22 protein-coding genes are annotated in these 23,958 nt (G+C 44.0%); 10 read left to right on the plus strand and 12 right to left on the minus strand.

What is annotated here, in order from left to right:
- The first annotated feature begins 36 nt into the window (after positions 1-36).
- From OEG80_RS02855 to OEG80_RS02865, 3 genes are all read left to right on the plus strand, one after another.
- Complete coding sequence (locus tag OEG80_RS02855; protein ID WP_263241656.1) at positions 37-1,086, plus strand: hypothetical protein; 1,050 nt, start codon at positions 37-39, stop codon at positions 1,084-1,086.
- On the plus strand, positions 1,083-3,386 hold the full coding sequence (locus OEG80_RS02860) for a transglutaminase family protein (protein ID WP_263241657.1): 2,304 nt from the start codon (positions 1,083-1,085) through the stop codon (positions 3,384-3,386). The genes OEG80_RS02855 and OEG80_RS02860 overlap by 4 nt, the downstream gene beginning before the upstream one ends.
- A gap of 72 nt (positions 3,387-3,458) precedes the next feature.
- Positions 3,459-3,746 (plus strand): DUF4031 domain-containing protein, encoded by a 288-nt coding sequence (locus tag OEG80_RS02865; RefSeq protein ID WP_020444115.1) that lies wholly within the window; start codon positions 3,459-3,461, stop codon positions 3,744-3,746.
- Between the two features lie 88 nt (positions 3,747-3,834).
- Here OEG80_RS02865 and OEG80_RS02870 read toward each other — a convergent pair whose 3' ends face one another.
- On the minus strand, positions 3,835-4,353 hold the full coding sequence (locus OEG80_RS02870; RefSeq protein ID WP_263241659.1) for a DUF302 domain-containing protein: 519 nt from the start codon (positions 4,351-4,353) through the stop codon (positions 3,835-3,837).
- Between the two features lie 138 nt (positions 4,354-4,491).
- Positions 4,492-5,358, minus strand: coding sequence for a LysR family transcriptional regulator (locus OEG80_RS02875; RefSeq protein WP_263241660.1), 867 nt, complete (start codon positions 5,356-5,358; stop codon positions 4,492-4,494).
- 128 nt (positions 5,359-5,486) lie between these two features.
- Here OEG80_RS02875 and OEG80_RS02880 point away from each other — a divergent pair, with 128 nt between their 5' ends.
- Positions 5,487-6,596, plus strand: a complete 1,110-nt coding sequence (locus tag OEG80_RS02880) for an S-(hydroxymethyl)glutathione dehydrogenase/class III alcohol dehydrogenase (RefSeq protein ID WP_440826357.1) — start codon at positions 5,487-5,489, stop codon at positions 6,594-6,596.
- 81 nt (positions 6,597-6,677) lie between these two features.
- Here OEG80_RS02880 and OEG80_RS02885 read toward each other — a convergent pair whose 3' ends face one another.
- A complete protein-coding gene (locus OEG80_RS02885) occupies positions 6,678-6,926 on the minus strand; it encodes a DUF2164 domain-containing protein (protein ID WP_263241661.1) in 249 nt (82 codons plus the stop codon).
- A gap of 28 nt (positions 6,927-6,954) precedes the next feature.
- Positions 6,955-7,623 carry a DsbA family oxidoreductase gene (locus OEG80_RS02890; RefSeq protein ID WP_263241662.1) on the minus strand — a complete coding sequence of 223 codons (669 nt, stop codon included), beginning with the start codon at positions 7,621-7,623 and terminating at the stop codon, positions 6,955-6,957.
- 315 nt (positions 7,624-7,938) lie between these two features.
- Between OEG80_RS02890 and OEG80_RS02895 the strand changes: the two genes are divergently transcribed.
- A complete protein-coding gene (locus OEG80_RS02895; protein WP_263241664.1) occupies positions 7,939-8,502 on the plus strand; it encodes a GNAT family N-acetyltransferase in 564 nt (187 codons plus the stop codon).
- Positions 8,503-8,740: 238 nt separating this feature from the next.
- Here OEG80_RS02895 and OEG80_RS02900 read toward each other — a convergent pair whose 3' ends face one another.
- On the minus strand, positions 8,741-9,010 hold the full coding sequence (locus OEG80_RS02900) for a hypothetical protein (RefSeq protein WP_133105108.1): 270 nt from the start codon (positions 9,008-9,010) through the stop codon (positions 8,741-8,743).
- A gap of 396 nt (positions 9,011-9,406) precedes the next feature.
- Between OEG80_RS02900 and gdhA the strand changes: the two genes are divergently transcribed.
- Positions 9,407-10,744, plus strand: a complete 1,338-nt coding sequence (gene gdhA, locus OEG80_RS02905) for an NADP-specific glutamate dehydrogenase (RefSeq protein ID WP_263241665.1) — start codon at positions 9,407-9,409, stop codon at positions 10,742-10,744.
- 144 nt (positions 10,745-10,888) lie between these two features.
- On the opposite strand, the gene hutI is transcribed toward gdhA, so the two are convergent.
- The 5 genes from hutI to hutU form a co-directional block, all read right to left on the minus strand.
- Complete coding sequence (gene hutI, locus OEG80_RS02910; RefSeq protein WP_442792450.1) at positions 10,889-12,226, minus strand: imidazolonepropionase; 1,338 nt, start codon at positions 12,224-12,226, stop codon at positions 10,889-10,891.
- 77 nt (positions 12,227-12,303) lie between these two features.
- The gene (gene hutG, locus OEG80_RS02915) at positions 12,304-13,407 is read right to left on the minus strand and encodes a formimidoylglutamase (RefSeq protein WP_263241666.1); all 1,104 of its coding nucleotides are present in this window, start codon (positions 13,405-13,407) and stop codon (positions 12,304-12,306) included.
- A gap of 27 nt (positions 13,408-13,434) precedes the next feature.
- Entirely contained in the window at positions 13,435-14,997 is a 1,563-nt protein-coding gene (hutH, locus tag OEG80_RS02920; RefSeq protein ID WP_263241667.1) for a histidine ammonia-lyase, read from the minus strand.
- A 90-nt stretch (positions 14,998-15,087) separates the two neighbouring features.
- Positions 15,088-16,470, minus strand: a complete 1,383-nt coding sequence (locus OEG80_RS02925; RefSeq protein WP_263241668.1) for a YjiH family protein — start codon at positions 16,468-16,470, stop codon at positions 15,088-15,090.
- Positions 16,471-16,516: 46 nt separating this feature from the next.
- The gene (gene hutU, locus OEG80_RS02930; RefSeq protein WP_263241669.1) at positions 16,517-18,235 is read right to left on the minus strand and encodes a urocanate hydratase; all 1,719 of its coding nucleotides are present in this window, start codon (positions 18,233-18,235) and stop codon (positions 16,517-16,519) included.
- Between the two features lie 269 nt (positions 18,236-18,504).
- Between hutU and OEG80_RS02935 the strand changes: the two genes are divergently transcribed.
- The 4 genes from OEG80_RS02935 to OEG80_RS02950 all read left to right on the plus strand — a co-directional run bounded on the left by OEG80_RS02935 (position 18,505) and on the right by OEG80_RS02950 (position 21,974).
- Positions 18,505-19,269 carry a UTRA domain-containing protein gene (locus OEG80_RS02935; RefSeq protein WP_263241670.1) on the plus strand — a complete coding sequence of 255 codons (765 nt, stop codon included), beginning with the start codon at positions 18,505-18,507 and terminating at the stop codon, positions 19,267-19,269.
- A gap of 314 nt (positions 19,270-19,583) precedes the next feature.
- A complete protein-coding gene (locus OEG80_RS02940) occupies positions 19,584-20,420 on the plus strand; it encodes an amino acid ABC transporter substrate-binding protein (protein WP_020444100.1) in 837 nt (278 codons plus the stop codon).
- Positions 20,420-21,157: an amino acid ABC transporter permease gene (locus OEG80_RS02945; protein ID WP_011514247.1), complete on the plus strand. Its 738-nt coding sequence runs from the start codon at positions 20,420-20,422 to the stop codon at positions 21,155-21,157. The genes OEG80_RS02940 and OEG80_RS02945 overlap by 1 nt, the downstream gene beginning before the upstream one ends.
- A gap of 73 nt (positions 21,158-21,230) precedes the next feature.
- Positions 21,231-21,974, plus strand: coding sequence for an amino acid ABC transporter ATP-binding protein (locus tag OEG80_RS02950; protein ID WP_011514246.1), 744 nt, complete (start codon positions 21,231-21,233; stop codon positions 21,972-21,974).
- Positions 21,975-22,085: 111 nt separating this feature from the next.
- On the opposite strand, the gene OEG80_RS02955 is transcribed toward OEG80_RS02950, so the two are convergent.
- Positions 22,086-23,033, minus strand: a complete 948-nt coding sequence (locus OEG80_RS02955; RefSeq protein WP_263241671.1) for a DMT family transporter — start codon at positions 23,031-23,033, stop codon at positions 22,086-22,088.
- Positions 23,034-23,304: 271 nt separating this feature from the next.
- Positions 23,305-23,952, minus strand: a complete 648-nt coding sequence (locus OEG80_RS02960; protein ID WP_020444099.1) for an anthranilate synthase component II — start codon at positions 23,950-23,952, stop codon at positions 23,305-23,307.
- Positions 23,953-23,958 lie beyond the last annotated feature (6 nt).

Here is a 23,958-nt window from a genome sequence, read left to right on the forward strand (position 1 = left end):
TGATATTGTCAATTTTATGGTAACGATAGGGTAGCCATGAGCCTTTTGCCAAAAGCTTTCACCGTCACAGCTGCCTCAGCAGCCAATCGATGGTTCGCTTCGCGTGCGCCCAAAAGTGACAGCGCCAAACTCAATTTGCGTAATGTCTATATTTTTTTTAGCCGGGAAGGCATGCTATTTTCGGTGCTGCTGATCATTACTTTTATTGCCGGTATTAACTATGGCAATAACTTGGTATTAGGTTTATGTTTTTATTTGGTCAGCGTCTGGCTGATCAGCTTTCATGTAACCTTTGCGCACATTTCAGGTCTGAAAATACGTTTACTTGAAGTGACTATGGCAGAAGCAGGTGCGCCTGTTTGGGTGACTTTGCAGCTGCGCAGTGAGAGCCGTCAACCAAGACGGCAGTTGTTATTTAGCTTTGAGCAGACTGATGACAAGGCTAATAGCAAAAAAGATAAAAAAATTAAACATAGCGCTGATAATAAACAGTCAATACTGGTGACACGACTGCAAAACGAGCAAATTATTCGCTTGCCTGTACCGACGCAGAATCGTGGGCAGTTTGAATTACCACGGTTAAAAATAAAAACGGTTTATCCTTTGGGCATTATGCGGGCGTGGTCTTACGTTTATTTTGCCCGTACTGCTTGGGTCTATCCAAAACCTGAAGTGTTTGATTGGCAGGCGCAGTATGCAGTTGCCAGTCAGGAGGATTTACCAACAGGCGGGCAATATCGGCAAGGTCAAGATGACTTTGAGCGGCTGGATAATTATATCGAAGGAGAGTCGCTGGCACGGGTTTCTTGGGGACATGTGGCACGCGGTCAGGGTATGCTTACCAAGCATTTTGCCGATCCTGTTGGTCACGAGCAAACCTTGGATTATGCCGATATGCCAGCGGCGAATCATGAGCAGAAACTGGCACAACTGGCTCATGGCACGCTCATATTAGGGCAATTGGGTGTGCCGTTTAATATGTGCTTACCAAATGAGGCACCGTCTGAATTTTCCTCTGCGGTAATGACGGGCGAGGGCGACAGCTTTGCACAAGCTTGCTTGCTAAGATTGGCAAAAGCGCCATGAACAATTCTAAACGATCTTCCTCAAATGACATTGAAAATGTATCGATCGATTTTCTTACTAAAAACTCTACAGAGACAGCCGTTTTTGAGCAATTGGCAACGGGTCAAAGCACCCGCTCTAGTGTTGAACACGGTTACGCTAGAAAATGGTATCGTAATTTTTTAGCGCTACCAGCCTATTACTGGGTATTAATTGCCCAAGTCATTGTTATTTTACCTCATGCGGCACACTTACCATTATGGCTAATGGGTTTTGCTGTCGTCAGTATTATTGCCCAATTGCCACGCATCAAAGTGCGGTTTAAAAAAATAGCATATTTAAAACGCGTCTATCAAGGCATGCAAATGCTTGGCTTCTTATTGGGGCTGGCAGGATTGTGGCTGACCTACAATACTGCATTTGGACTGGATATGGGTGTGGCATTTTTAGTGCTCTGCCTTATCAGCAAACTGTGGGAGCTTTACAAGCGCCGCGATGCTTATGTGGTGTTGAATCTTTCACTGTTTGTACTTGCAGCGTTGTTTTTGATGGATCAAGGGTTAATAACGACTTTAGAAGTGATTATTGGCACGATTGTTGTGTTGCTGGCATTTATCGCGCTAAATGATGATGGGAATAGTCGCGGTGATGGTCGTGTGCGCACCTTGGGAGTATTGGGTATTGGAGCATTGCCATTATTGGTGGTGCTATTCCTATTCTTTCCGCGTTTGCCCCCACTATGGTCAGTACAGTTATCAGGTCAGCAAGCGACCACAGGCGTCTCTGATAGTATGTCGCCAGGTGATTTTGCTAATTTAGGTCAGTCAACCGAATTGGCTTTTCGGGTAGAGTTTACAGACAATCGACCCCCGCAGCAGGAGTTGTATTGGCGAGGCTTGGTATTTAGCGATTTTGATGGCATTACTTGGCGTCAAAGCCCTCAGCAGCGAGCATGGCAGCCTACGTTACCTATACCTACTTGGATTAAAAATGCATTTTCGACTGTTCCTGATGCGGTGAAAGCTGCCCCCAACACTTATCAGATTATCTTAGAACCTACTCAGCAGAACTGGTTATTTGGACTCGATTATCCGTTTGCCCAGCAGCAAGATGTCAGTGTCACCTCAGACTTTACCCTGTTAAAAGACCAGCCTGTTACCCAGCAATTACGCTACGATGTAGCACAGTTTACGCCGATGCAGATTGACCCTATACTCACTGACGAGGTGCGACGACTAAATCTTGCCTTGCCTAATAAAGGCAACCCACAAGCACGAGCATTAGCCCAGCAGCTTTTTGCCCAGTCAGGCTCAGATCCTCTACGCTATATGGCAGCTATTGAGCGCTGGATTCATAAAACAGAATTTCGTTATACACTATCTCCGCCACGGCTGAATAATAACCGTATTGATGAGTTTTTATTTGAGACCAAAGCGGGGTTTTGTGAGCACTATTCTTCCAGCTTTACCTTTATGATGCGCGCCGCTGGCATACCTGCACGGGTCGTGGCAGGCTATCAAGGTGGCGAGCTAAGCCGCAGTGGGAATGTTTGGGAGGTGCGACAAAAGGATGCACACGCTTGGACGGAAGTTTGGCTTGAGGGTCAAGGCTGGGTACGTGTCGATCCGACAGCTTTTGTTGCACCTGAGCGCGTCGAGCAAGGCATGGATGCGCTGACGCAGTCGCAAGGAGCAGCGATATTCGGCGATGGCGCTAGCGCGCAAATCAGCTATCAGCAGTATCAGATGTTACAAACCTTGCGCCGCCTGTCAGACCAAGCCAGCTACTATTGGCAAAAAGACGTCGTCGGTTATGATCAAGACAAGCAAGCGGACTCATTACTTAAGTGGTTTAACATCCGCTCAGTGATGCAGCAAATTATTTGGCTAGCGGTGAGTGCTATTACCATCATGGTGACTTTGGTTTTTGTCATTTGGCAATGCCGCCGCAAGCGCTGGCATCCAGCAGATCTGCCACTTGCACAGCTATCAAAACGTATTGGCAAGAACAATAAAACGTTGGCTAGGTTTGAGAGTGAAGGGCAATTGGCATGGCTTGAACGCTTGGCAATGTCACTTGATACAAGTGCTCGTCCAAAACCTGAAGCAAACACAGGGACAAATACTCAGAGTAGTAGTCCTAGTCAGTTGGTAGACAGCAATGATTTAACAGTGGCTCAAATAAAAATAGAGCAGATTAAAAAGGATTATCGTCAGCTGCGTTATGGGCGTTTGAGCACGATAGATATGAGTAATAATGAGTACCAGCAAGTACTTAAGCAGCTAAAGAAAAACGTAAGGGAATTACCAGGGTTATACTGATTTGTGTGTGGTAGATGCACTAAAGTAAAAGTACTTAGATTATTTTAAAGCAATAAATAAAGGGATAGCTCTATGGCAATATACGTCGATTTTATGCAGATAGAGTTTAAAGGCTATAAGTGGTGCCATCTGCTGGCAGATACCTTGCAAGAGCTGCATGATTTTGCTGCGCTGATTGAAGTGGATGCACGCTTATTCCATCGTCATGCCAGTTACCCGCACTACGATGTCACCGTACAAATGCGAGAGATAGCGATTGAGTATGGTGCTATCCCTGCCGATCGAAAAAAGATTATAGAATGTGCAAAGAAATTAAAAGTAGAGTTGCATGAGCAAATAGCACGCTCTGAGCATTGCTAATAAATAAGTTAATATTCTAGAGATAGAAAAAAGGTGGGTTGCGATTTGGCTACCCACCTTTTTATTTATTAAATTTTTTGCTAGAAATTTACTTGGCAATAGCTGCCTTACTAACACTGTTGAGCGCTTTTGAGATATTAGCAATCTCGGTATCGCAGCCTTTGATGTTATGACGTGTCTTTAAGTATTCAGGATTATTGTATGATACCCATACTTTTTTATCGGCATCTTCACTGATTAGAATTTTTTGCGGTAAATCGATGGCGACGCTTTGCTCGCATTGCATCAATGGCGTACCCGCTTTTGGATTACCAAACATAATGACTTGTGTTGGTCTTAATGTTAAATCGACACTTTGTGCATTTTTTTGATGATCGACGCGTGCGAATACCTTCATACCTTTGCTTTCAATAATCGCTGCCAGCTTATCAGCGGTATCTTGCACGGAATGAGGACTTTGCATCGTAACCAAACCTTTTTTAGCATTGATAGCAGTCATCGTGTCTGGCGTTGATGGCATCTTATCAGGCGCATTTAAAATATTTTCAACACTGGCGCAAGAGGATACAGCCAAAGCTAAGGCAGCAATAGAGATAATCTTAAGCATAAAAATTCCTTTTTTATGGTGGTCGTTTGTTCAATGAGTGATGATTGGCAACATCGAGTCCTTATAGTGCATCATTACATTGTGCGTAATAAACGGTGCATAGTAAAGAGTCACATTGCAACAGGCCTTAACGAATTATTAAGCCAAATGATCTGCTAGATAGTCCACCAACAGCCTAATTTTTGGCGATAAATGACGATTGTGCGGGTAGATTGCCCATATCCCTTCTTCTTGCTCTCTATATCCGTCCAATACCGTCATTAAACGACCGGTTGCTAGATGTTTTTGTACATAATAATCTGGCAATTGTACGATGCCAAGCCCCTTTAGCGCTGCATCAACCAAGCTATAACCGCTGTTATAGCGTATCTTACCGCTCACGCGTATATTGCGCTCTGTATCCGCTTCTTTAAAATGCCAATAATCAAGTGTACCTAATAGGCAGCTGTGTTGACTGAGTTCATCCAAGGTTTTTGGGCGACCATATTTCTCAAAATAAGCGGGCGATGCACAGACAAAGTTGGTACGATGACTGAGTTTTTTTGCCATCATCGTAGAGTCGCTGAGCTTACCGATACGTATTGCCAAATCATAACCACCTTCAATCAAATCAATCTTCTGATTGCTCAAAAAAGCCGTCACTTCGATATCACTATATTGCACCATAAAATCATTCACCAGTGGCAATAGCTGCTGCTCTCCATAGGTGACAGGAGCTGTCAGATTGATTCGACCTTGCGGTTTGGACTGCAAATTACTGACCGCTTGCTCTGCGGCATCGAGTCCATCAAGGATGCTGCGGCAATGCTGATAAAACACGCGCCCTTCTTCTGTTAGCGACACTTTGCGTGTCGTTCGATACAGCAGCTTAGTATTGAGCCGCTTCTCCAGTGCAGTAACCTGACGGCTCACTTGCGCTGTCGAGATGGCAAGCTTTGCCGCCGCTTTAGTAAAGCTCTCAAATTCTGCCACGTAGACAAACTCACTGATACCATCCCACTTCATGATTATTACCACTGTGTAAAAGATATTTTCAAATATGCTATATTATCATTAGCAGGGAAGTAATATAAAATAATCACACTATTAAAATTCAACCATTAAAAAGAGAGACTTTTATGTCAGATAAATTTATCAAATCAAAAGCCGCCATTGCTTGGGGCCCTAATCAGCCCTTATCGATTGAAGAAGTGGATGTCATGTTGCCACGTAAAGGCGAAGTATTGGTCAAAATCATCGCCAGTGGCGTCTGCCATACCGATGCTTTTACTTTATCTGGTGAAGACCCAGAAGGTGTATTCCCAGCTATCCTAGGTCATGAAGGTGGCGGTATCGTTGAGCAAATCGGCGAAGGCGTGACTAGCGTGCAAGTGGGTGACCATGTCATTCCCTTATATACCGCAGAATGTGGCGAATGTAAGTTCTGTACTTCAGGTAAAACCAACTTATGCTCAGCGGTACGTGAGACTCAAGGTAAAGGCTTAATGCCAGATGGCACCACCCGTTTTTATAAAGACGGTCAGCCAATCTACCATTATATGGGTTGCTCAACCTTTTCTGAATATACGGTATTGCCAGAGATCTCTTTAGCCAAAGTTGACGCCAATGCACCATTAGAAAAAGTTTGCTTACTTGGTTGTGGTGTGACCACTGGTCTGGGCGCAGTCATGAATACCGCTAAGGTTGAAGAAGGCGCGACCGTTGCTGTTTTCGGCCTTGGGGGTATTGGCTTAGCGGCTATTATCGGTGCAAAAATGGCAAAAGCCAGTCGTATTATCGGTATTGATATTAACGAAGATAAATTTGAGCTCGCCAAAAAGCTTGGCGCAACTGATTGCATCAACTCTAAAGACTATGACAAGCCTATCCAAGAGGTTATCGTTGAGATGACGGATGGCGGCGTAGATTACTCATTTGAGTGTATCGGTAATGTCGATGTTATGCGTTCAGCGCTTGAGTGCTGTCATAAAGGCTGGGGCGAGTCGGTCATCATCGGTGTCGCTGGTGCCGGCAAAGAAATCTCAACCCGTCCATTCCAGCTAGTGACTGGTCGCGTCTGGCGCGGTTCAGCTTTTGGGGGCGTCAAAGGTCGTTCAGAACTGCCCGGCTATGTTGATCGTTATATGCAAGGTGATATTCCATTAAATGATTTTATCACTCATACGATGCCATTAGAGGACATCAATGAAGCGTTTGATTTGATGCATAAAGGCGAAAGTATTCGTACGGTTATTCATTTTTAACTTGTAACAGTTATAACATTAGCATCATAGAATACGAAAAAGCCGCTCCTATCATAGGAGCGGCTTTTTTCTGTCTATCTTTTAGTCCTTTCTAAAGCTATGCATATCTTCTAATATACCCGTAAACCTCTCGTATAGCCATGGCTCCATATCATCGACCACTTGATTATAAAAATGCGGACCTACGGTTTCGATGATAAAATCCAATAAGAACTTAGCGGGCAAATTGCCAATATCGATATCGAATTCATCATTCATATAAACCCGTAGTTGATCTAAGATAAGGATCTCAGTTTCATCTGATAGGGTGATTAGTTTGTCTTTATTCATACAAATGGTCCTACTAAAAAATCTTAATTTATTCTTTCATATTGGCTAGCTGCTCTAAAATATTGACATAATTATCTACGCCTTGCGCGCCACTAACCAAGTGCTGCTCATTAAAAATGATAGCAGGGACACTTTGAATACCTTGCCTTTGCCAATGCTGCTCTACCTCACGTACATCATTGGCAAACTGCTGGTCTTCTAAAACCGTCAACGCTTCTTTACCATCTAATCCAATCTCTGCAGCAATATCGGCAAGTATTCTGATATCAGAGAGGTTTCTATTATCGGTAAAGTGCGCGATAAATAATGCCTGCTTTAACTCATGCATGCGCCCTTGCTGCTCAGCCCAATGCAAAATCTGATGCAGATTAAAGGTGTTGTGCATACGCAAGTCATCATTAAAATTAAACTCAAAGCCGACCTCAGAACCTGCCTCGGCTATTCTGGCGCGGCTAGTATCTGACTCGGCTTTGCTTGAGCCATATTTCTCCATGATATGCTCACGCATGTTTTGACCCTCGCTTGGCATATTAGGATTTAGCTCAAACGGATGCCAATGTATCTCATGATCAGTATTGGTTTTCTCTAGTGCTGCTGCTAGTTGGCGATAGCCGACGACACACCAAGGGCAGACCACGTCTGATACGATATCGATGCGTAGTGGCTGCTCTGATGTTAACTGCTTTGAGTTTTCCATATGTTTTACCTAATTTATTGTCTGTTTTTTATCTAATGAAGTACCATTTGAAGTAAGCTTTCTTACCTGAAGCTGACTGTAATCAATATGCTTATTAAGCGATACTTATTAAGCGATACTTATCAAACGATACTTATCAAACGATACTAAGAGAAAGGCTAGGTGATTACAATGGCGGATAAGTTACTAATGATAACTACCAGCCATAATCATAAGCCGACTATTGATTATGGCGGCTTAAACTGGGTAGCCATCATAAGAATGACTTGAGAAATTAGGTAAATAGGCAATTTAATGAGTTTTATAGAGTACCCAATGAAACCTTATATAGAAACAGAGCGTCTTTATCTTAGACAGTGGCAAGCAAGCGATTTTGCAATATTTGCTGCTATGAATGGCGATCCAGAGGTTATGAAGTATTTCCCCAAGCTTTTATCAGCTAAAGTGAGCCATATTATTGCGAGTAAATGCCAGCAGCTGATTGAAGATAATGGCTGGGGATTTTGGGCGCTTAGTCTAAAAGACTGTTCAAACAAAAATGATGCCTTTATGGGTTTTGTTGGCTTAAATCAGACGCATGCTGATATGTCTTTTGCTCCTTGTGTCGAGATTGCTTGGCGACTGCGTAAGGAGTTTTGGGGACAAGGCTATGCAACTGAAGCTGCTCGTGCGTCTTTAGATTTTGCTTTCAGCGAGCTAGCGCTTGATGAGGTGGTTGCATTTACTGCTGTGATTAATAAGCGCTCTCAACTGCTTATGAAGCGTATCAGGATGACTGATACGCAAAACAATTTTTATCATCCTGCACTTGAGTCAAATCATCTACTCGCTGAACATGTGCTATATAAGATCACTCGGCAGCAGTGGCAGGCAGTTTAAGTAGCTCTAGAATGAGCGTTGCCACATCAGAAGAGAATACCTTAATGTATTACCATCTCATTGTGAATGGCTATTTCCATTACTTAAATGCGCTAACGACTCATTGCATATAAACAGTGTGCAATGCCTTAAATAATTTTTATAAGACAAGGTGCCTATTTTCATTTAAAGTGTTATTGATAAAGCGATTGATAGCTAGATGAGGTATCAAACAGCGTTGATGGTTCTTTAACACCACTTATCCCATTAATTTCATCAATGCCTCCAAAGCACATTCAATATCTAAGAATATTAAGCCAAGTTTGGCATTCAGTTTAGTCCTAATATTCATTGCAGTCTTATAACCTGATGAAGTCATGATTACATAGTTTTTCACACTTTGAATCATGATACGGTCGGTGCTACCACAAGCCAATTCGCGGCCTATACGATCACCCAGTGACAATAAAAGCTGCATAGCTCGAATGCGCTCTTCATCGACGTCTTTTGATAGTGCTAATGAAATCATTATTCATTGTTAAAGACAAATGCTTCAATATTTGCTTTAGTTGTCTAAAGCTTTCTAAACTAATCACCTTTTTTTAATTATTAAGTTTTCACTACGCACTATTTTCAGATATTTTAATGATAAAAGCTTATCCATAACTTTTGATGATGCCGATATTTACTAGACGTATACATCAAAAAAATGATATACAGTTGTGAGATAAAAATAGTCTGGGCTTCTTTATCATAATTTAGCGACCCAAACCGTTGGATTCTAATCCCACCAGTTGTTATACCAAATAGCGTATAGCAGCGACATCAATCCTACATCTGTGTTCACCATCCTATCATTTTCGGGTATGCGATAGTGCGCCGGTGTAAATCAGCACGATTACAATTTCTACCCTAAGGAACCTATATGAGTATCAGTCAGGCAATCGAAAAAATCGAAGCACGTTATGCCCATCAACCTGAGTTTATTCAGGCAGTAAAAGAAGTTGCAATCACGATTGCGCCACTATATGACTCTCATCCTGAATATGATGCTTTCAAAGTTTTTGAGCGCTTGGTTGAGCCTGACCGCGTGATGGGTTTCCGTATCAACTGGGAAAACGATAAAGGTGTAGTACAGGTCAATCGCGGCTGGCGTGTCCAATTTAGTAACGCGTTAGGACCTTATAAGGGCGGTATTAGATTTCACCCAACCGTCAATCAATCGGTCTTAAAATTCTTAGGATTTGAGCAAATTTTTAAAAATGCCTTGACCGGTTTGCCAATGGGCGGCGCTAAAGGTGGTTCTGATTTTGATCCAAAGGGCAAGTCAGACAACGAAATCCGTCGTTTTTGCTATGCTTTCATGCGTGAGCTGCATCCCTATATCAATAAAGATACGGACGTACCGGCAGGTGATATCGGCGTTAGCGGACGCGAAATCAGCTATATGTTTGCCATGTATAAAAACCTGACCCGCGAATACGGCGGTGTATTGACTGGTAAAGGCGTAGGATTTGGTGGCAGTTTGATGCGTACGGAAGCGACGGGCTATGGCGCGGTTTACTTCTTAGAAAATATGCTAACGGCTCAAAATGAGCGCATAGATGGTAAGCGAGTACTGGTTTCAGGCGCGGGTAACGTCTCTCTACATGCTGCTGAAAAAGCTCATATGCTGGGCGGTGTTGTGGTCACCGTATCTGATTCGCAAGGTACCTTGTATGATGGGGCGGGTCTAAATCAAGAAAAAATAAACTGGTTAAAAGCAAAAAGCCAACCATTAGCAGATTATGTAGCTGTCTATGGCGGTGAATGGTTTGCTGGACAAAAGCCTTGGCATATCAAAGGCGATATCGCTATCCCATCAGCCACGCAAAACGAAGTGAATGCAGACGACGCTAAGCTGATGGTTGAGAACGGCATTAAGTATGTGGTTGAAGGTGCTAATATGCCATTGACTGCAGAAGCAATTGATCATATTCGCTTGCACCGTGTGCATTATGCTCCAGGTAAAGCGGCAAATGCAGGAGGCGTGGCAGTATCTGGTCTTGAAATGTCACAGAACTCAGTACGTCAGTACAAAACTTTTGAAGAGATTGATGCGCGTTTAAAAGTTATTATGAAAAATATTCATGACGGCGCTGCTGAAGCCTCAGAAAAATACCATCAAACTGATAAAGGTTATATCGATTATATGACTGGCGCTAATATCGTCGGCTTTAAACGTGTTGCCGATGCCTTAGTTGCTTATGGTATCTTGAACTAAGAGCAGTTTAACCCTTAGTGGTTTATAGATGGTATTAAAATATAAAATGCGAATGTGATAAGTTTCTTTCCTAAACTAAAAGCCCCAATCATTCATTGATTGGGGCTTTTTACGATTTAAAAGAAAATGGTGAGGCTATAAGGTTTAGCGCCATTCACCTTTAGCCATAATACCTTCAATAGGATTTAGCCCCATTTGATAGGCTAAATCAGCAGGGCGAGTGATATCCCACAGCGCCAAATCCGCATCACAGCCAACTTCTATACGTCCTTTATGAGCTAGACCTAACGCTTGAGCTGCATGAACCGTTGCCCCTGCCAATACTTCTTCAGGAGTCATATAAAATAGCGTACAGCCCATATTCATCGCTAATAGCAGTGAGGTCAGCGGTGAGGTACCTGGATTACAGTCAGTCGAAATTGCCATTGGTACTTGATGTTTACGCAGTTCTTCGATCGGTGGCAACTTGGTATCACGTAGGGTATAAAACGCGCCTGGCAACAGTACAGCCACTGTATTACTTGCTGCCATTTTTTTGATATCGTCTTCTACTAAGTGCTCAAGATGGTCGCTTGATAATCCTTGATATTCAGCAACTAAGGCGCTAGCGCCTATATTTGATAGTTGTTCAGAATGCAGTTTCACCGGTAAGTTTAATGAGCGTGCGACTTCAAAGACGCGCTTAATCTGCTCAGCATTAAAGGCAATGTTTTCACAAAATCCATCGACTGCATCAACTAAGCCCTCGCTATGTAAAATCGGTAGCCACTCGCAGACTTGCTCGATATAGTCATCGGCACGATCTTTGTATTCAGGTGGCAGGGCATGAGCAGCTAAATAAGTGGTGCTGACATGAATATTGTGTTTGTCACCGAGTGCGCGGGCAACTTTTAACATTTTGCGTTCAGTTTCTAAGTCTAGTCCATAACCAGATTTAATCTCGATACTGGTCACACCTTCTTTGATAAGCGCCAGCAGGCGTTTTTCACTCTGTGCAAACAATTCTTCGATATTGGCTTCACGAGTGGAACGAACTGTTGAGACAATACCGCCACCTTGGGCAGCAATATCTTGATAGTTGGCACCGTGTAGACGCGCTTCAAACTCATTGCTGCGGTTGCCGCCATAGACGATATGAGTATGGCAATCTATCAATCCAGGCGTTATCCAATGACCATCAGCGTCTGTGATTTGCTGACGCTGATAATGGGTGAGATAGGGTGTTATTTGCGTATGCGCCCCAATCCATGCAATTTTGCGGTCTTTGATGCCGATAGCAGCATTTTCTAATTGACCATAAGGCGTGCTTTTTGCGGCTGCGGATATACTGTCTTTATTGTCAGCATAAGTATCGAAACCATATTGCGCTGAAAAAGTCGCAAGATTGGCATTGATAATAATATGGTCAAACGTTGTTAAGGCATCCATAGCATCGGTAGTATTGATAGAGTCGGCAAGTATCTGTTCGCTAGAGTTGTTCATAATAAGCTCCTGCTTAATACTGATAATCAGGTAAATATATAAAATTCATTTCTAAAGTTAAACTTATAAGCCTTTATCTATAAATTTAGTAAATGCTGCTCGATAATAGTAGCCAAAAGACGAGCGGCAACTTTGCAGCTACGCGAATCAATATCAAAAGTAGGGTTAATCTCAGCAATATCGGCTACTTTTACCTTACCAGAGGACAAGATAAGTTTGACCGCGCGCTCAACGAAACTGAGCTTAATACCATAGGCGGCTGGCGCACTAACACCAGGGACAACGCTTGATGGTAAGCAATCCATATCAATGGTTAAATAAATAATATCGACGCTCTTGATAAAATCTGCAATTTGAGCTGCGATTTTCTTCCATTTTTTATTGGTACACTCTTCATCACTGATGATATGCACGCCCAATTGCTCAGCACGATTAAAGAGCGCTGCCGTATTGGAAAACCGACTGACGCCTATACAACAATAGTGAAAAGGCTGATCGTGTGCATCAAGGTGCTCGGCAATTTGGCGAAACGGTGTCCCAGAGGTAGCGACATCAGACTGACGAAGATCAAGATGAGCATCAAAGTTAATAATGCCAATACGCGGCGGCGCATCTGTATCACTCTTAGTGTCTTTCTGCTGTAGAGCTTGCCACAATCCTAAAAAGCTACCATAAGCAATAGCATGACCACCGCCAAGACCGATGGGTAAGCCGCCTTGCTTGATAATCTGGTTTACCTTATCGGCATAATTAAGTTGTGCTTGTTCTAACATGTTTGCGGCAAAGTCATCATGATCATGATCATGATCATGGCAGTGGATATCACCCGCATCACCCAGTAAGGTTGGCAGTTGATTGTCAAAGCGCTGCTGTAGCTCAGCGATGACTGGCAGTGCAGCAAACGCCTGACGAATCAATGGCGGTGCGGCTTTTGCGCCCACACGTCCTTGATTGCGCCTGACACCTTGGTCACAAGCGAAACCGACCAGCCCAATACGCTGGCCGTTTTGCTGACTGGTGGCATCAAAGGCATAAGGCTGCGCTATTTGATACCAGTAGCGGGCGCGCGCAGACTCAAACGGCTCCGCACGTCCTGTCCAGCGACTCATATCAGCTACCGTATGGCTCACGGCTTCTATATGGGTAATCGTGCTTGCTGCTTTATTTGTTAGAGATGTCATCGCCAGATTCCTTTTTGCAATCAGCCTTTATTTAGAGTCGTACCAATTACTACGCAATGACTGCCAATGCTCAGCAAGCGTACCATCTAATACCAGCTGCTTTGCCGCTTCGATATCAGGGGCTAGGTAACGATCTTTATCATAAAAGGTCACTTGCTCGCGAAGTTTCTGATGTGCCAAAGTCAAAGGCTCTGAGGTCTCTAACCCACGATGGAAGTCAATACCTTGACCAGCAGCCAAGAGTTCAATACCGATAATGGTGGCGGTATTTTGCGCCATCTCATATAGGCGTCGCGCACAATAAGTTGCCATCGACACATGATCTTCTTGATTGGCAGAAGTTGGAATGCTGTCGACACTACCGGGATGGGCGATAGACTTATTTTCTGAGGCGAGCGCCGCTGCCGTCACATGAGCAATCATAAAACCTGAATTTAACCCAGCATTATCAACTAAGAACGGCGGCAAACCACCTGACAAAGTAGCATCGATTAGCAAGGCGATACGGCGCTCAGACATAGAACCAATCTCAGCAATGGCCAAGGCCAAGATGTCAGCAGCAAAAGCCACTGGCTCAGCATGGAAGTTACCACCTGAGATGGCAACTGGACCGTCTTCATTGTTAAAGATCAGTGGGTTGTCCGTGACGGCATTAGATTCAATCAATAGCGTTTTGCCTGCTTGATTGATGATATCGAGGCATGCACCCATCACTTGTGGCTGGCAACGCAGGCAATAAGGATCTTGTACTCTGTCGTCTTGCTCGCCATCGTGTGAGGCGCGAATAGCACTGCCTTTAATGAGCTGGCGGTGCGCTTTGGCGATTTCAATTTGACCATGATGACCACGTACTTCATGAATACGCGCATCAAATGGCGCATCTGAGCCTTTAGCCGCATCGATAGAAAGTGAGCCGACGATGGTTGCTGTCTCAAGCAAATCACGTGCTAAGAAATAACCACGTAGTGCCAGTGCGGTGGATACTTGAGTGCCATTAATCAGGGCAAGACCTTCTTTTGCCGCAAGGGTGATTGGCTCAAGACCATGCTGTGCTAAAGCATCAGCGGCCAGTACTTTTTTACCATCAACATAAACATGACCTTCGCCCATCATCGCCAGTGTCATATGCGATAAAGGCGCGAGGTCTCCTGAAGCACCCACTGAGCCTTTGGCAGGGATGTTTGGGGTAATTTGGTTATTAATTAAGCCCAGTAAGCTGTCGACCACGGCGCGGCGGACGCCAGAAACACCTTGTGCCAAACTGGTCACCTTCATCACCATAATCAGTCGAACCACGTTGGCTGGTAATGCTTCACCAGTGCCCACCGAGTGAGATACGATAAGATTACGCTGTAATAGTTCTAACTGGTCATCGCTGATACGGGTTTTTGCCAACAGACCAAAACCGGTATTGATACCATAGGCGCTTTTATCACGGCGGATAATCGTTTGTACATCTTCGTGTGAGGCGTCTATTGCCTCATAAGCGCTATCAGGCAAGGTCAATATGATGGGCTGTTCATAGATATCGCGTAGTATCTCAAAGCTAAGCTGACGTGGCTGTAGGGTTAATTTTTTGATAGCAGTCATGGTGGTAATCCTAGTATTAAATGTTATTAGCTGTATTTATTATGTGATGGGGTATTGATGTTGTGCTTGTATTAATAGGTGCAATCTATCCTAACTTATCCAGCCAAAAGACATTGCCAAATGTCCAAAAGCTGCTGCCAGTAAGATACTAAGTGCTACACGCTGGAACCAAACGATGACCATTTTCCCAACAGAGATAGGAATCTCAGTTGCTAGTACACAAGGAATCATGGCAGAAAAGAACAGCACACTGCTAATAGAGATGACGCCGGCGACATAACGGGTCAACATATCCGCTTCACTGAGCAATAATGCTGGCAAGAACATCTCAGCCAATCCTGCAGACATGCCTTTGGCAGCGACGAGCGGCTCTGGCAAACCGCCCAACCAGGTAAAGGGGTAAAGCAGTAAACCTAAAGCGTCAAATACTGGCGTGTACTTGGCCAATAATAAACCAGTGAGTCCAACGGCGATAATAGAGGGCACAATAGCGGCTGCCATTGTCAAGCCATCACGAAAGTTGGTCCATAGAATTTGTTTAAAATCTGATGCACGGCGTGACGTGGACAAACCTAGCTCATATGCCGCTTTTAGACGCGTGCCTCTTTTGTAGTCTAAATTTGGACGCTCAACCTCATTATCAAACTGACTAATTGGTCGAATACGGGCAGTGATGGCAGTGACGATAAAGGTAATTACCAACGTTGACCAAAAAAACAGATTCCAAAATTCCATCAACCCCAGTGTTTTGGCAACAATTACCATAAACGCAGCTGATACAGTCGAAAAACCGGTCGCAATGATAATGGCTTCACGCGCAGAATATTGCTTTTGCAGATACACACGATTGGTAATTAACAGCCCAATCGAATAACTGCCCACAAAAGAGGCAACTGCATCAATCGCTGATGCGCCCGGCGTTTTCCAAATCGGCTTCATAATCGGCTGCATCAGCACGCCAACCATCTCAAGCAAACCAAAACCCACTAAAAACGCCAGAATCAAAGCCCCAAGCGGCACAATCATACCAACCGGTAGCGCCAGTTTTTCAAATAAAAACGGCAGCATATCCTTTTCCATCATAAAGGCTGGAGCGTTACCAGTGATATACATCACGGCTAATACCAGTCCCAGCACTTTAAAGACAGTTAGGATTTTATGGGTGATGTTTTTGCGCCATGAGCCATCAATAAACGGTTTGCTTACCCCAAATACCATCAGCATAAATAACAAAGTTACAGATAAAGTATGTTGCTGATTGACCAGATAAGTTGCGCCATGGTCGAACAAAATCGTGCTTTTTTCACCAATGGTAAATGGCACAAAAAACATCACCAAACCGATCATACTAAAGACAATCAGTTGCAGTAAGGCAATGGGTTTTGACAGCAATGTCTCTGGCGTTGTCGTATCGAGCATGGTGTTAGCAACTTGCTCAGTTTTCCCTAGTTGTAGGGTATCTTGCTTGGTCATATTATCTTCCTTGATAAAATTATGTGATCTATGTGTCTATGGAGAATTACTTAATCATAGGAAGGTTCAGACCGTAATCCTTAGCAGTTTTGATTGCCAACTCATAGCCAGCATCCGCATGACGCATAACGCCAGAGCCACAATCGTTGACCAGTACTCGCGCCAAGCGCTTGGCAGCGGCATCAGTACCATCGGCGACGATGACCATGCCAGAGTGCTGCGAGTAGCCCATACCAACACCGCCGCCATGATGTAATGATACCCAAGTAGCACCGCCTGCGACATTCAGCATACCGTTTAATAATGCCCAATCCGATACCGCATCTGAGCCATCTTTCATGCTTTCTGTTTCACGGTTTGGACTGGCAACAGAACCGGTGTCCAGATGGTCACGACCGATGACGATTGGGCCTTTTAGCTCGCCGTTTTTGACCATCTCATTGAAGGCAAGACCTGCTTTATCACGCTCACCTAGACCTAACCAACAGATACGTGCTGGCAGACCTTGGAACTGAATGCGCTCTTTTGCCATATCAAGCCAGCGATGAATATGTTGGTTTTCAGGGAATAGCTCTTTGATTTTTTGATCGGTTTTATAGATATCTTCTGGATCACCTGATAATGCGACCCAGCGGAAGGGACCTTTGCCTTGGCAAAACAGCGGACGAATATACGCAGGGACAAAACCTGGGAAATTAAAGGCATTTTTTACGCCTTCATCAAACGCCACCTGACGGATATTATTGCCATAATCGGTCGTTGGGATGTCCATTGCCTGCAAGTCTAGCATCGCCTGTACGTGTACGGCACAAGATGCGGCAGCAGCTTTGGTTAAGGTAGCATGTTGCTCTGGGTCTTCTTGTGCTGCTTTCCATGCTTCAACCGTCCAGCCGCTTGGTAAATAGCCATTGATTAAATCGTGTGCTGAGGTTTGATCGGTGACCAAATCAGGTTTGATTTCGCCTGCATTGGCACGCTTTACCATCTCAGGCAAGATGTCTGCTGCATTACCAAGTAGGGCGATAGAAACGGCTTCACCAGCTGCAGTATGTTGCTTAATCAGCTCATAGGCATGGTCAAGATTGTCAGCTTGTTTATCGACGTAGCCCGTACGCAAACGGAAATCAATACTAGACTGCTGACACTCGATATTTAAAGAGGTGGCTCCAGCAAAGGTCGCGGCTAGTGGCTGAGCGCCGCCCATACCACCAAGACCAGCGGTCAAAATCCAACGTCCTGCCCAGCTACCGTCATAATGCTGACGACCAGCTTCGACAAAGGTTTCATAAGTGCCTTGAACGATGCCTTGGGTGCCGATATAAATCCAGCTGCCCGCAGTCATTTGACCGTACATAAACAAGTCTTTACGATCGAGCTCGTTGAAATGCTCCCATGTTGCCCAGCGCGGGACAAGGTTGGAGTTGGCAATCAATACGCGCGGCGCATTTTCATGGGTTTGAAAAACGCCAACTGGTTTGCCAGATTGCACCAATAAGGTTTCATCGTCTTCTAATTCTTTGAGTGACGCTAAAATTTGATCATAGCTTTCCCAATTACGGGCAGCGCGTCCAATACCGCCATAGACGACCAAGCTTTTTGGATTTTCAGCCACATCAGGATGCAGGTTATTTTGTAACATACGATAAGGAGCTTCGGTCAGCCAACTCTTGCAGTGTAGTGTGCTGCCAGTTGGCGCCGCAATATTGCGACTCTCGTCACGGCGAGTATATTCAGGGGTTTTGTTCAATCCATTATCAGTAGTCATGATCCTATCCTTATGATATCTGTTGAGGCAATATGGCAATCAAAGTGAGTCTTATACGGTCAGTCTGCTAAATTTATTTACACTGCCGTAAAGTTGTATATACAAATTATCAGGAATCATTTTTTCATGCAAGTTTTTTTTCTTTATTGCTGCATTGTTTTTGTGAGTGATTAGACAAACATGCAGCTGCCATATGGTTTTGCTGAGGTTTGTATGATTATCTCGTGTTACTATGACGCTATTCTTATTGGTAAAACTAACGGTTAAAAATGGATACGACAAAGACGATTCCGGCATATCAACGCATTAAAAATGCGATATTGGACAATATCCATTCAGGTAAATGGCAAGCGGGCAATGCGATTTCTACCGAAATGGCGTTGGCAGAAGAGTTTGGCGTCTCTCGTATGACGGTCAACCGTGCTTTAAAGGAATTGAGCGAAGAGCGAGTATTGGAGCGCCGTCAAGGGTCGGGGACGTTTGTTGCGCAGCAGCAGTTTAATCATACATTTGTAGAAGTGCGTAATATTGCCCAAGACTTAAAGTCTGCCAATCGTGATTATCAAGCAAAAGTTGTCAGTAAGCGTGGCATGACTGCTGCTATGCTAAACGATGAGCTACGGCGTAAATTTGGTCTTGAGAAGGTGGTTGAAACTTCTGAATCGAAAGAAGGTAAAAGTATTGATAGCGAAGCCGCTGTTTTATATGAGGTTAAGATCATCCATTTTGCAGATGGTCAGCCGATACAGTTTGAAGAGCGTTGGGTAGATGCTCTAAAGGTTCCAGAGTTTATCGAGCAAGATTTTAGCGTGGTCAATACCAGTGATTATCTCATTGCCAAAAGCCCATTGGAGCGTGGTAGCTATACTATTCGAGCACTAGCCGCACCCGATGAGATTGCAGCGTTACTACAGATTACCGCGCAGTCGCCTACATTGGTACTTTGTCGTCAAACTTACTCAGCGGGTCAAGTACTGACTTTTGTCAAAATGTGGCACGCAGGTGAGCGGTACCAGTTTTCAGGTGAACTATAACAACCTTACGCATATTCACTATTTTTGTACGTTTATTCTTTCTAAATTGCGTTAATATACACATGAGCAGGTGTTTAATGGGCAGATTTAGAATAAGTATTTGTCATAAAATGCCTCAAATTTTCAAGAATAAAATAAAACCAGCATTGAAAAATATGCTGTGTATCCTCAAATTGAGCAGTCACAGTCAAATAATACCAAGCAGATATTTATGATGATATCTGCTTGTTCTTCAGTACGATTTTATTGGCAGGACATATTTTGCTTTATTTGACTCAGTCACTTTTATTTACTCACTATGATAAGGACGTCTTATGAAACGTCGCACGCTTTTAGCCCTTGCCGCAAGTACCGTATTGCTTGCCGCTTGTGGTCAATCACCTACCAATGATGCTGAAACCAAGGCAACTGATACCGCTGCAAGTGGCGGTTCTGATTTGCTACAGCGTATCAATAACGGGGGCACTATCAACGTCGGTACCGAAGGCACTTATCCTCCATTCACTTATCATGATGAGAGCGGCAAACTGACCGGCTATGATGTCGAAGTGACGCGTGCCGTTGCTGACAAACTTGGCGTTAAAGTTGAGTTTCAAGAAACCCAGTGGGATGCAATGCTCGCAGGTTTGGACGCCAAACGTTTTGATATGGTTGCCAACCAAGTCAGCTTAACCACGCCTGAGCGTTTAGCAAAATATGATAAAGCACAAGCGTATAGCTGGTCGGGCGCAGTGGTTTTAGCCCCAAAAGATGATAACCGTTATAGCTCGTGGGAGGCTTTAAAAGGTCTGCGTAGCGCTCAATCACTGACCAGTAACTATGGTGAGCTTGCAGAGCGTTATCAAGCTGAAGTCATCCCTGTTGATGGTATGGCTCAAGCGATCCAGCTGGTCAAACAAGATCGCGCTGACTTTACCATGAATGACAATCTTGCCATTTTGGATTATCTAAAAAAATTCCCAGATGCGGCGCTTGAGATTAAATTGACGGCCCCTGTCAGTGAGCAAACCGGTTCAGGCTTGGTATTGATAAAAGGTGATGATGAAGTATTGGCAAAATTAGACGAAGCCATGGCAGCATTGGCCGCTGATGGAACGCTCACCAAACTGAGCCAAGAATTCTTTGGTGCTGATATAAGTCAACAAAAGTAATGCTAGCTTCTATAACGTCAGTGTTAGCAGATTTATTGGCATTATTGCCGTTTATGAGTCCTGATCGGGCGCAGATTGTTATCTCGTCTTTTTGGCCGATGCTTAAAGGCGGTATCTATTATTCGATACCGCTGGCATTGATATCGTTTGCGATCGGTATGGCAATTGCGCTGACCGTGGCACTGATTCGTATTGTGCCGCGTGCTGGTTGGGTTCATGAGATTGTGTACAGACTTGCTCGCATCTATGTGTCTGCCATTCGCGGCACGCCGATGCTGGTACAGCTGTTTATTATCTTTTATGGGTTACCGAGTGTTGGGGTCAAGCTTGATCCTTTTCCGTCAGCAATTATCGCTTTTTCGCTAAATATTGGTGCTTATGCGTCAGAGACGGTGCGCGCATCCATTTTGTCTATTCCAAAAGGACAGTGGGAAGCCGGTTCGACTGTCGGCTTGACGTATTTGCAGACCTTTCGCCATGTTATTTTGCCGCAGGCACTGCGCGTCTCCGTACCGCCGCTATCTAATACCTTTATCAGTCTGGTAAAAGATACTTCGCTAGCATCGCTCGTATTGGTGACTGAGCTGTTTAAACAAGCACAGATTATCACCGCGCGGAATTATGAGTTTATGTTGGTCTATATCGAAGCGGCCGTTATCTATTGGGGTATTTGTTTGTTTTTGACCTTTATCCAAGGTAGGCTTGAAACGCGTCTTGATCGTTATGTTGCCAAATAATATCGCTATCAACCCATGATATATTTCTCGCCCCTTTAACCCATGTGTTTTTTAATTTGCAAGTGGACGTCTTATGATTCAAGTCACCAATATTCATAAAGCCTTTGGGAGCAATCAAGTGCTTAAAGGTATCGACTTGACCATCGAAAAGGGCAAAGTGGTGGTCATATTAGGACCATCAGGTTCTGGTAAGACGACGTTTTTGCGGTGTTTGAATGCGCTTGAAATTCCAGATCAAGGTATCATCGCTTTTGATGATGGCAGCCTGACGGTCGATTTTGCCACTAAACCTAAGAAAAAAACCTTACTTGCGCTGCAACGTAAGTCGGGTATGGTGTTTCAATCTTATAATTTATTCCCACATAAGACAGCCATCGAAAACTTAATGCTTGGACCTACGGTGGTACAAGGGCAAAGTAAAGCGCAAGCACGTGAGCAGGCATTAGCATTACTCGATAAAGTGGGTTTGTCTGATAAGGCAGATCTCTATCCGTTTCAGCTATCGGGTGGTCAGCAGCAGCGTATTGGTATTGCTCGTGCATTGGCGATTGAGCCGTCTTTACTACTATTCGATGAGCCAACGTCTGCGCTTGATCCTGAGCTAGTACAAGATGTGCTTGAAACCATGAAACAGCTGGCATCAGAAGGTTGGACGATGGTTGTTGTTACTCATGAAATAAATTTTGCCCGCGATGTCGCTGATCATGTGGTTTTGATTGAAGATGGTAAAATTGTCGAAGAGGGCAGTGCTAAGCAGTTATTCGAGGATTCTAAGCATCCGCGTACGCAAGCGTTTTTACAGCGTATTGAACAGTAATAAGCTTGAAAGATGCTAAATAAAAAGCCCCAGCTATATTCATAGTAGGGGCTTTTTTTTGATTCAACAGAAAGAAATCTAAGGCTATTAAAAGTGATTATAGGATGTCGACTAAATCCTTTGCCGTCTTTTTAGCCAACGTGGTACGCGAGTAGTAGTACCATTTAGCACAGCATTAAATAAAGCTGCTAGCAGAATGAGTATGACGCCGACATATTGAATCCAAGATAATGATTGATGCAGTAATAGCGTTGCCAAAGCAATCGCGGTTAGAGGCTCAAAGATAGTAAACACTGATGCACGGGTGGCAGGTAGCTTCTCTAATGCCTTCATATAGAGCGCAAAGGGTACGACGGTTCCAATCAAAGACAATCCTAATGTATAGCCCCAAGTAGATAAGGGTAAGGTTAGTAATTGTCCATAAGTTTTATAGGTTTCAGGTAGTAGTAGCAGTATGCCAGCACTGATGATAATAGAGGTAAAAAATACTAAAGGAGCAGGGTGCGCGTCATGCATAGCGCGCTTACCCAATACCCCATATAGGGAATAACATATGCCTGATAATAAACCCAATGCAATACCCCAGTTGACTTGCGCCTGCTCACCTAACATCGTCAAGCCGACACCAAATACTGCCATGAGTGCCAGTAGGGCTGACTGCCGAGTAATGGATTCATTAAGCAAGAATGCTGAAAATAATAAGCTAAAAACGGGCGCAGTATATAGCAAGGCGACTGCAGGACCAGCACCGACATAGATAACGGCAAAAAAATAGCAAACCGACATGCCGAGTACACCAATCAACGACTGTAGTGCCAGTCCGAGCCACTGTTTTGGACGCAACTTTATTAGCTGTGGCCATAGTTTTGGTAGCATAACGAGGATGATAAGAGCAGCGGTCACGATACGTAAAATGGTCGTTTGCCAGCCACTAAAGCCATTTTGGTTGAGATAGGTTGAGAATATCCCTAAAGTACCCCAGCAGACAGCGGCTGTAATGATTTGAATGGTGCCTATCCATGACTGCCGTGCTGACGTTGCGCTATCGGTATGTGCCATATCGCTCTCTATTTTTATTTGTTACCAAGTTCAAAGAATAAGCGGTCCAAGCCTTCTGGCTGATTACTTAATAATATGCTGAAATAACAAAAGACAACCTGATTAAAGGCTGCCTTTTGTTTGTTTTTTCAGTCTATCATTAAAGCGTTAATTAAGTACTAACACAAGTCAGTTAGGCATAAAATGCAATTTATTTGAGTTAGATGCAGGCTTCACTTCAGCTTATTACTCTTTAGCGTCATATCCTCCAAACCAGCTTAAGCATCGTGATTTACACCTGAAGTAAAAAATTCGTCAATAAACGCTTGGCACCTTCGGTCGCAAATGACTCTGGGTGAAACTGCACGCCTTGAATCGGATAGTCTTTGTGCTGCACACCCATTATCTCATCACCAGCCAGCGCCGATTCAGTCAAATCTAAATCATTATGTTCATCATTGGCGACGACTGCGGTGACAGTCAAACAATTTGGTAGCGTATCTGCTTGTACCATCAATGAGTGATAGCGCATGATTTCTAACTCCTGTGGCAAATCGTTATAAATGCCTGCACTATCATGACGAATGGCTGAAACTTTACCATGCATCGGCACACTGGCGCGTATCACGTCACCGCCAAATACATGAGCAATGCCTTGCATGCCTAAGCAAACGCCTAATAGTGGCGTCGTTTTACCCATCACTTCAATCACTTCGGCACAAATGCCAAAATAGGCAGGATCATCAGGTGACCCAGGACCGGGTGAGATAATAATACGGTCAAGACTCATCGCTTGTACGTCTGCTAAGGTGATTTCATTATTACGCTTGACGATGACATTTGCTTGTTTATCACTGTCCATCGTCTGCAAGATCTCACCGATATATTGATAAAGGTTAAAGGTAAATGAGTCGTAATTATCGATAATTAAAACATTCATGGGTAG

This window comes from Psychrobacter sp. SC65A.3, assembly GCF_025642195.1.
Classification (GTDB): Bacteria; Pseudomonadota; Gammaproteobacteria; order Pseudomonadales; family Moraxellaceae; genus Psychrobacter; species Psychrobacter cryohalolentis.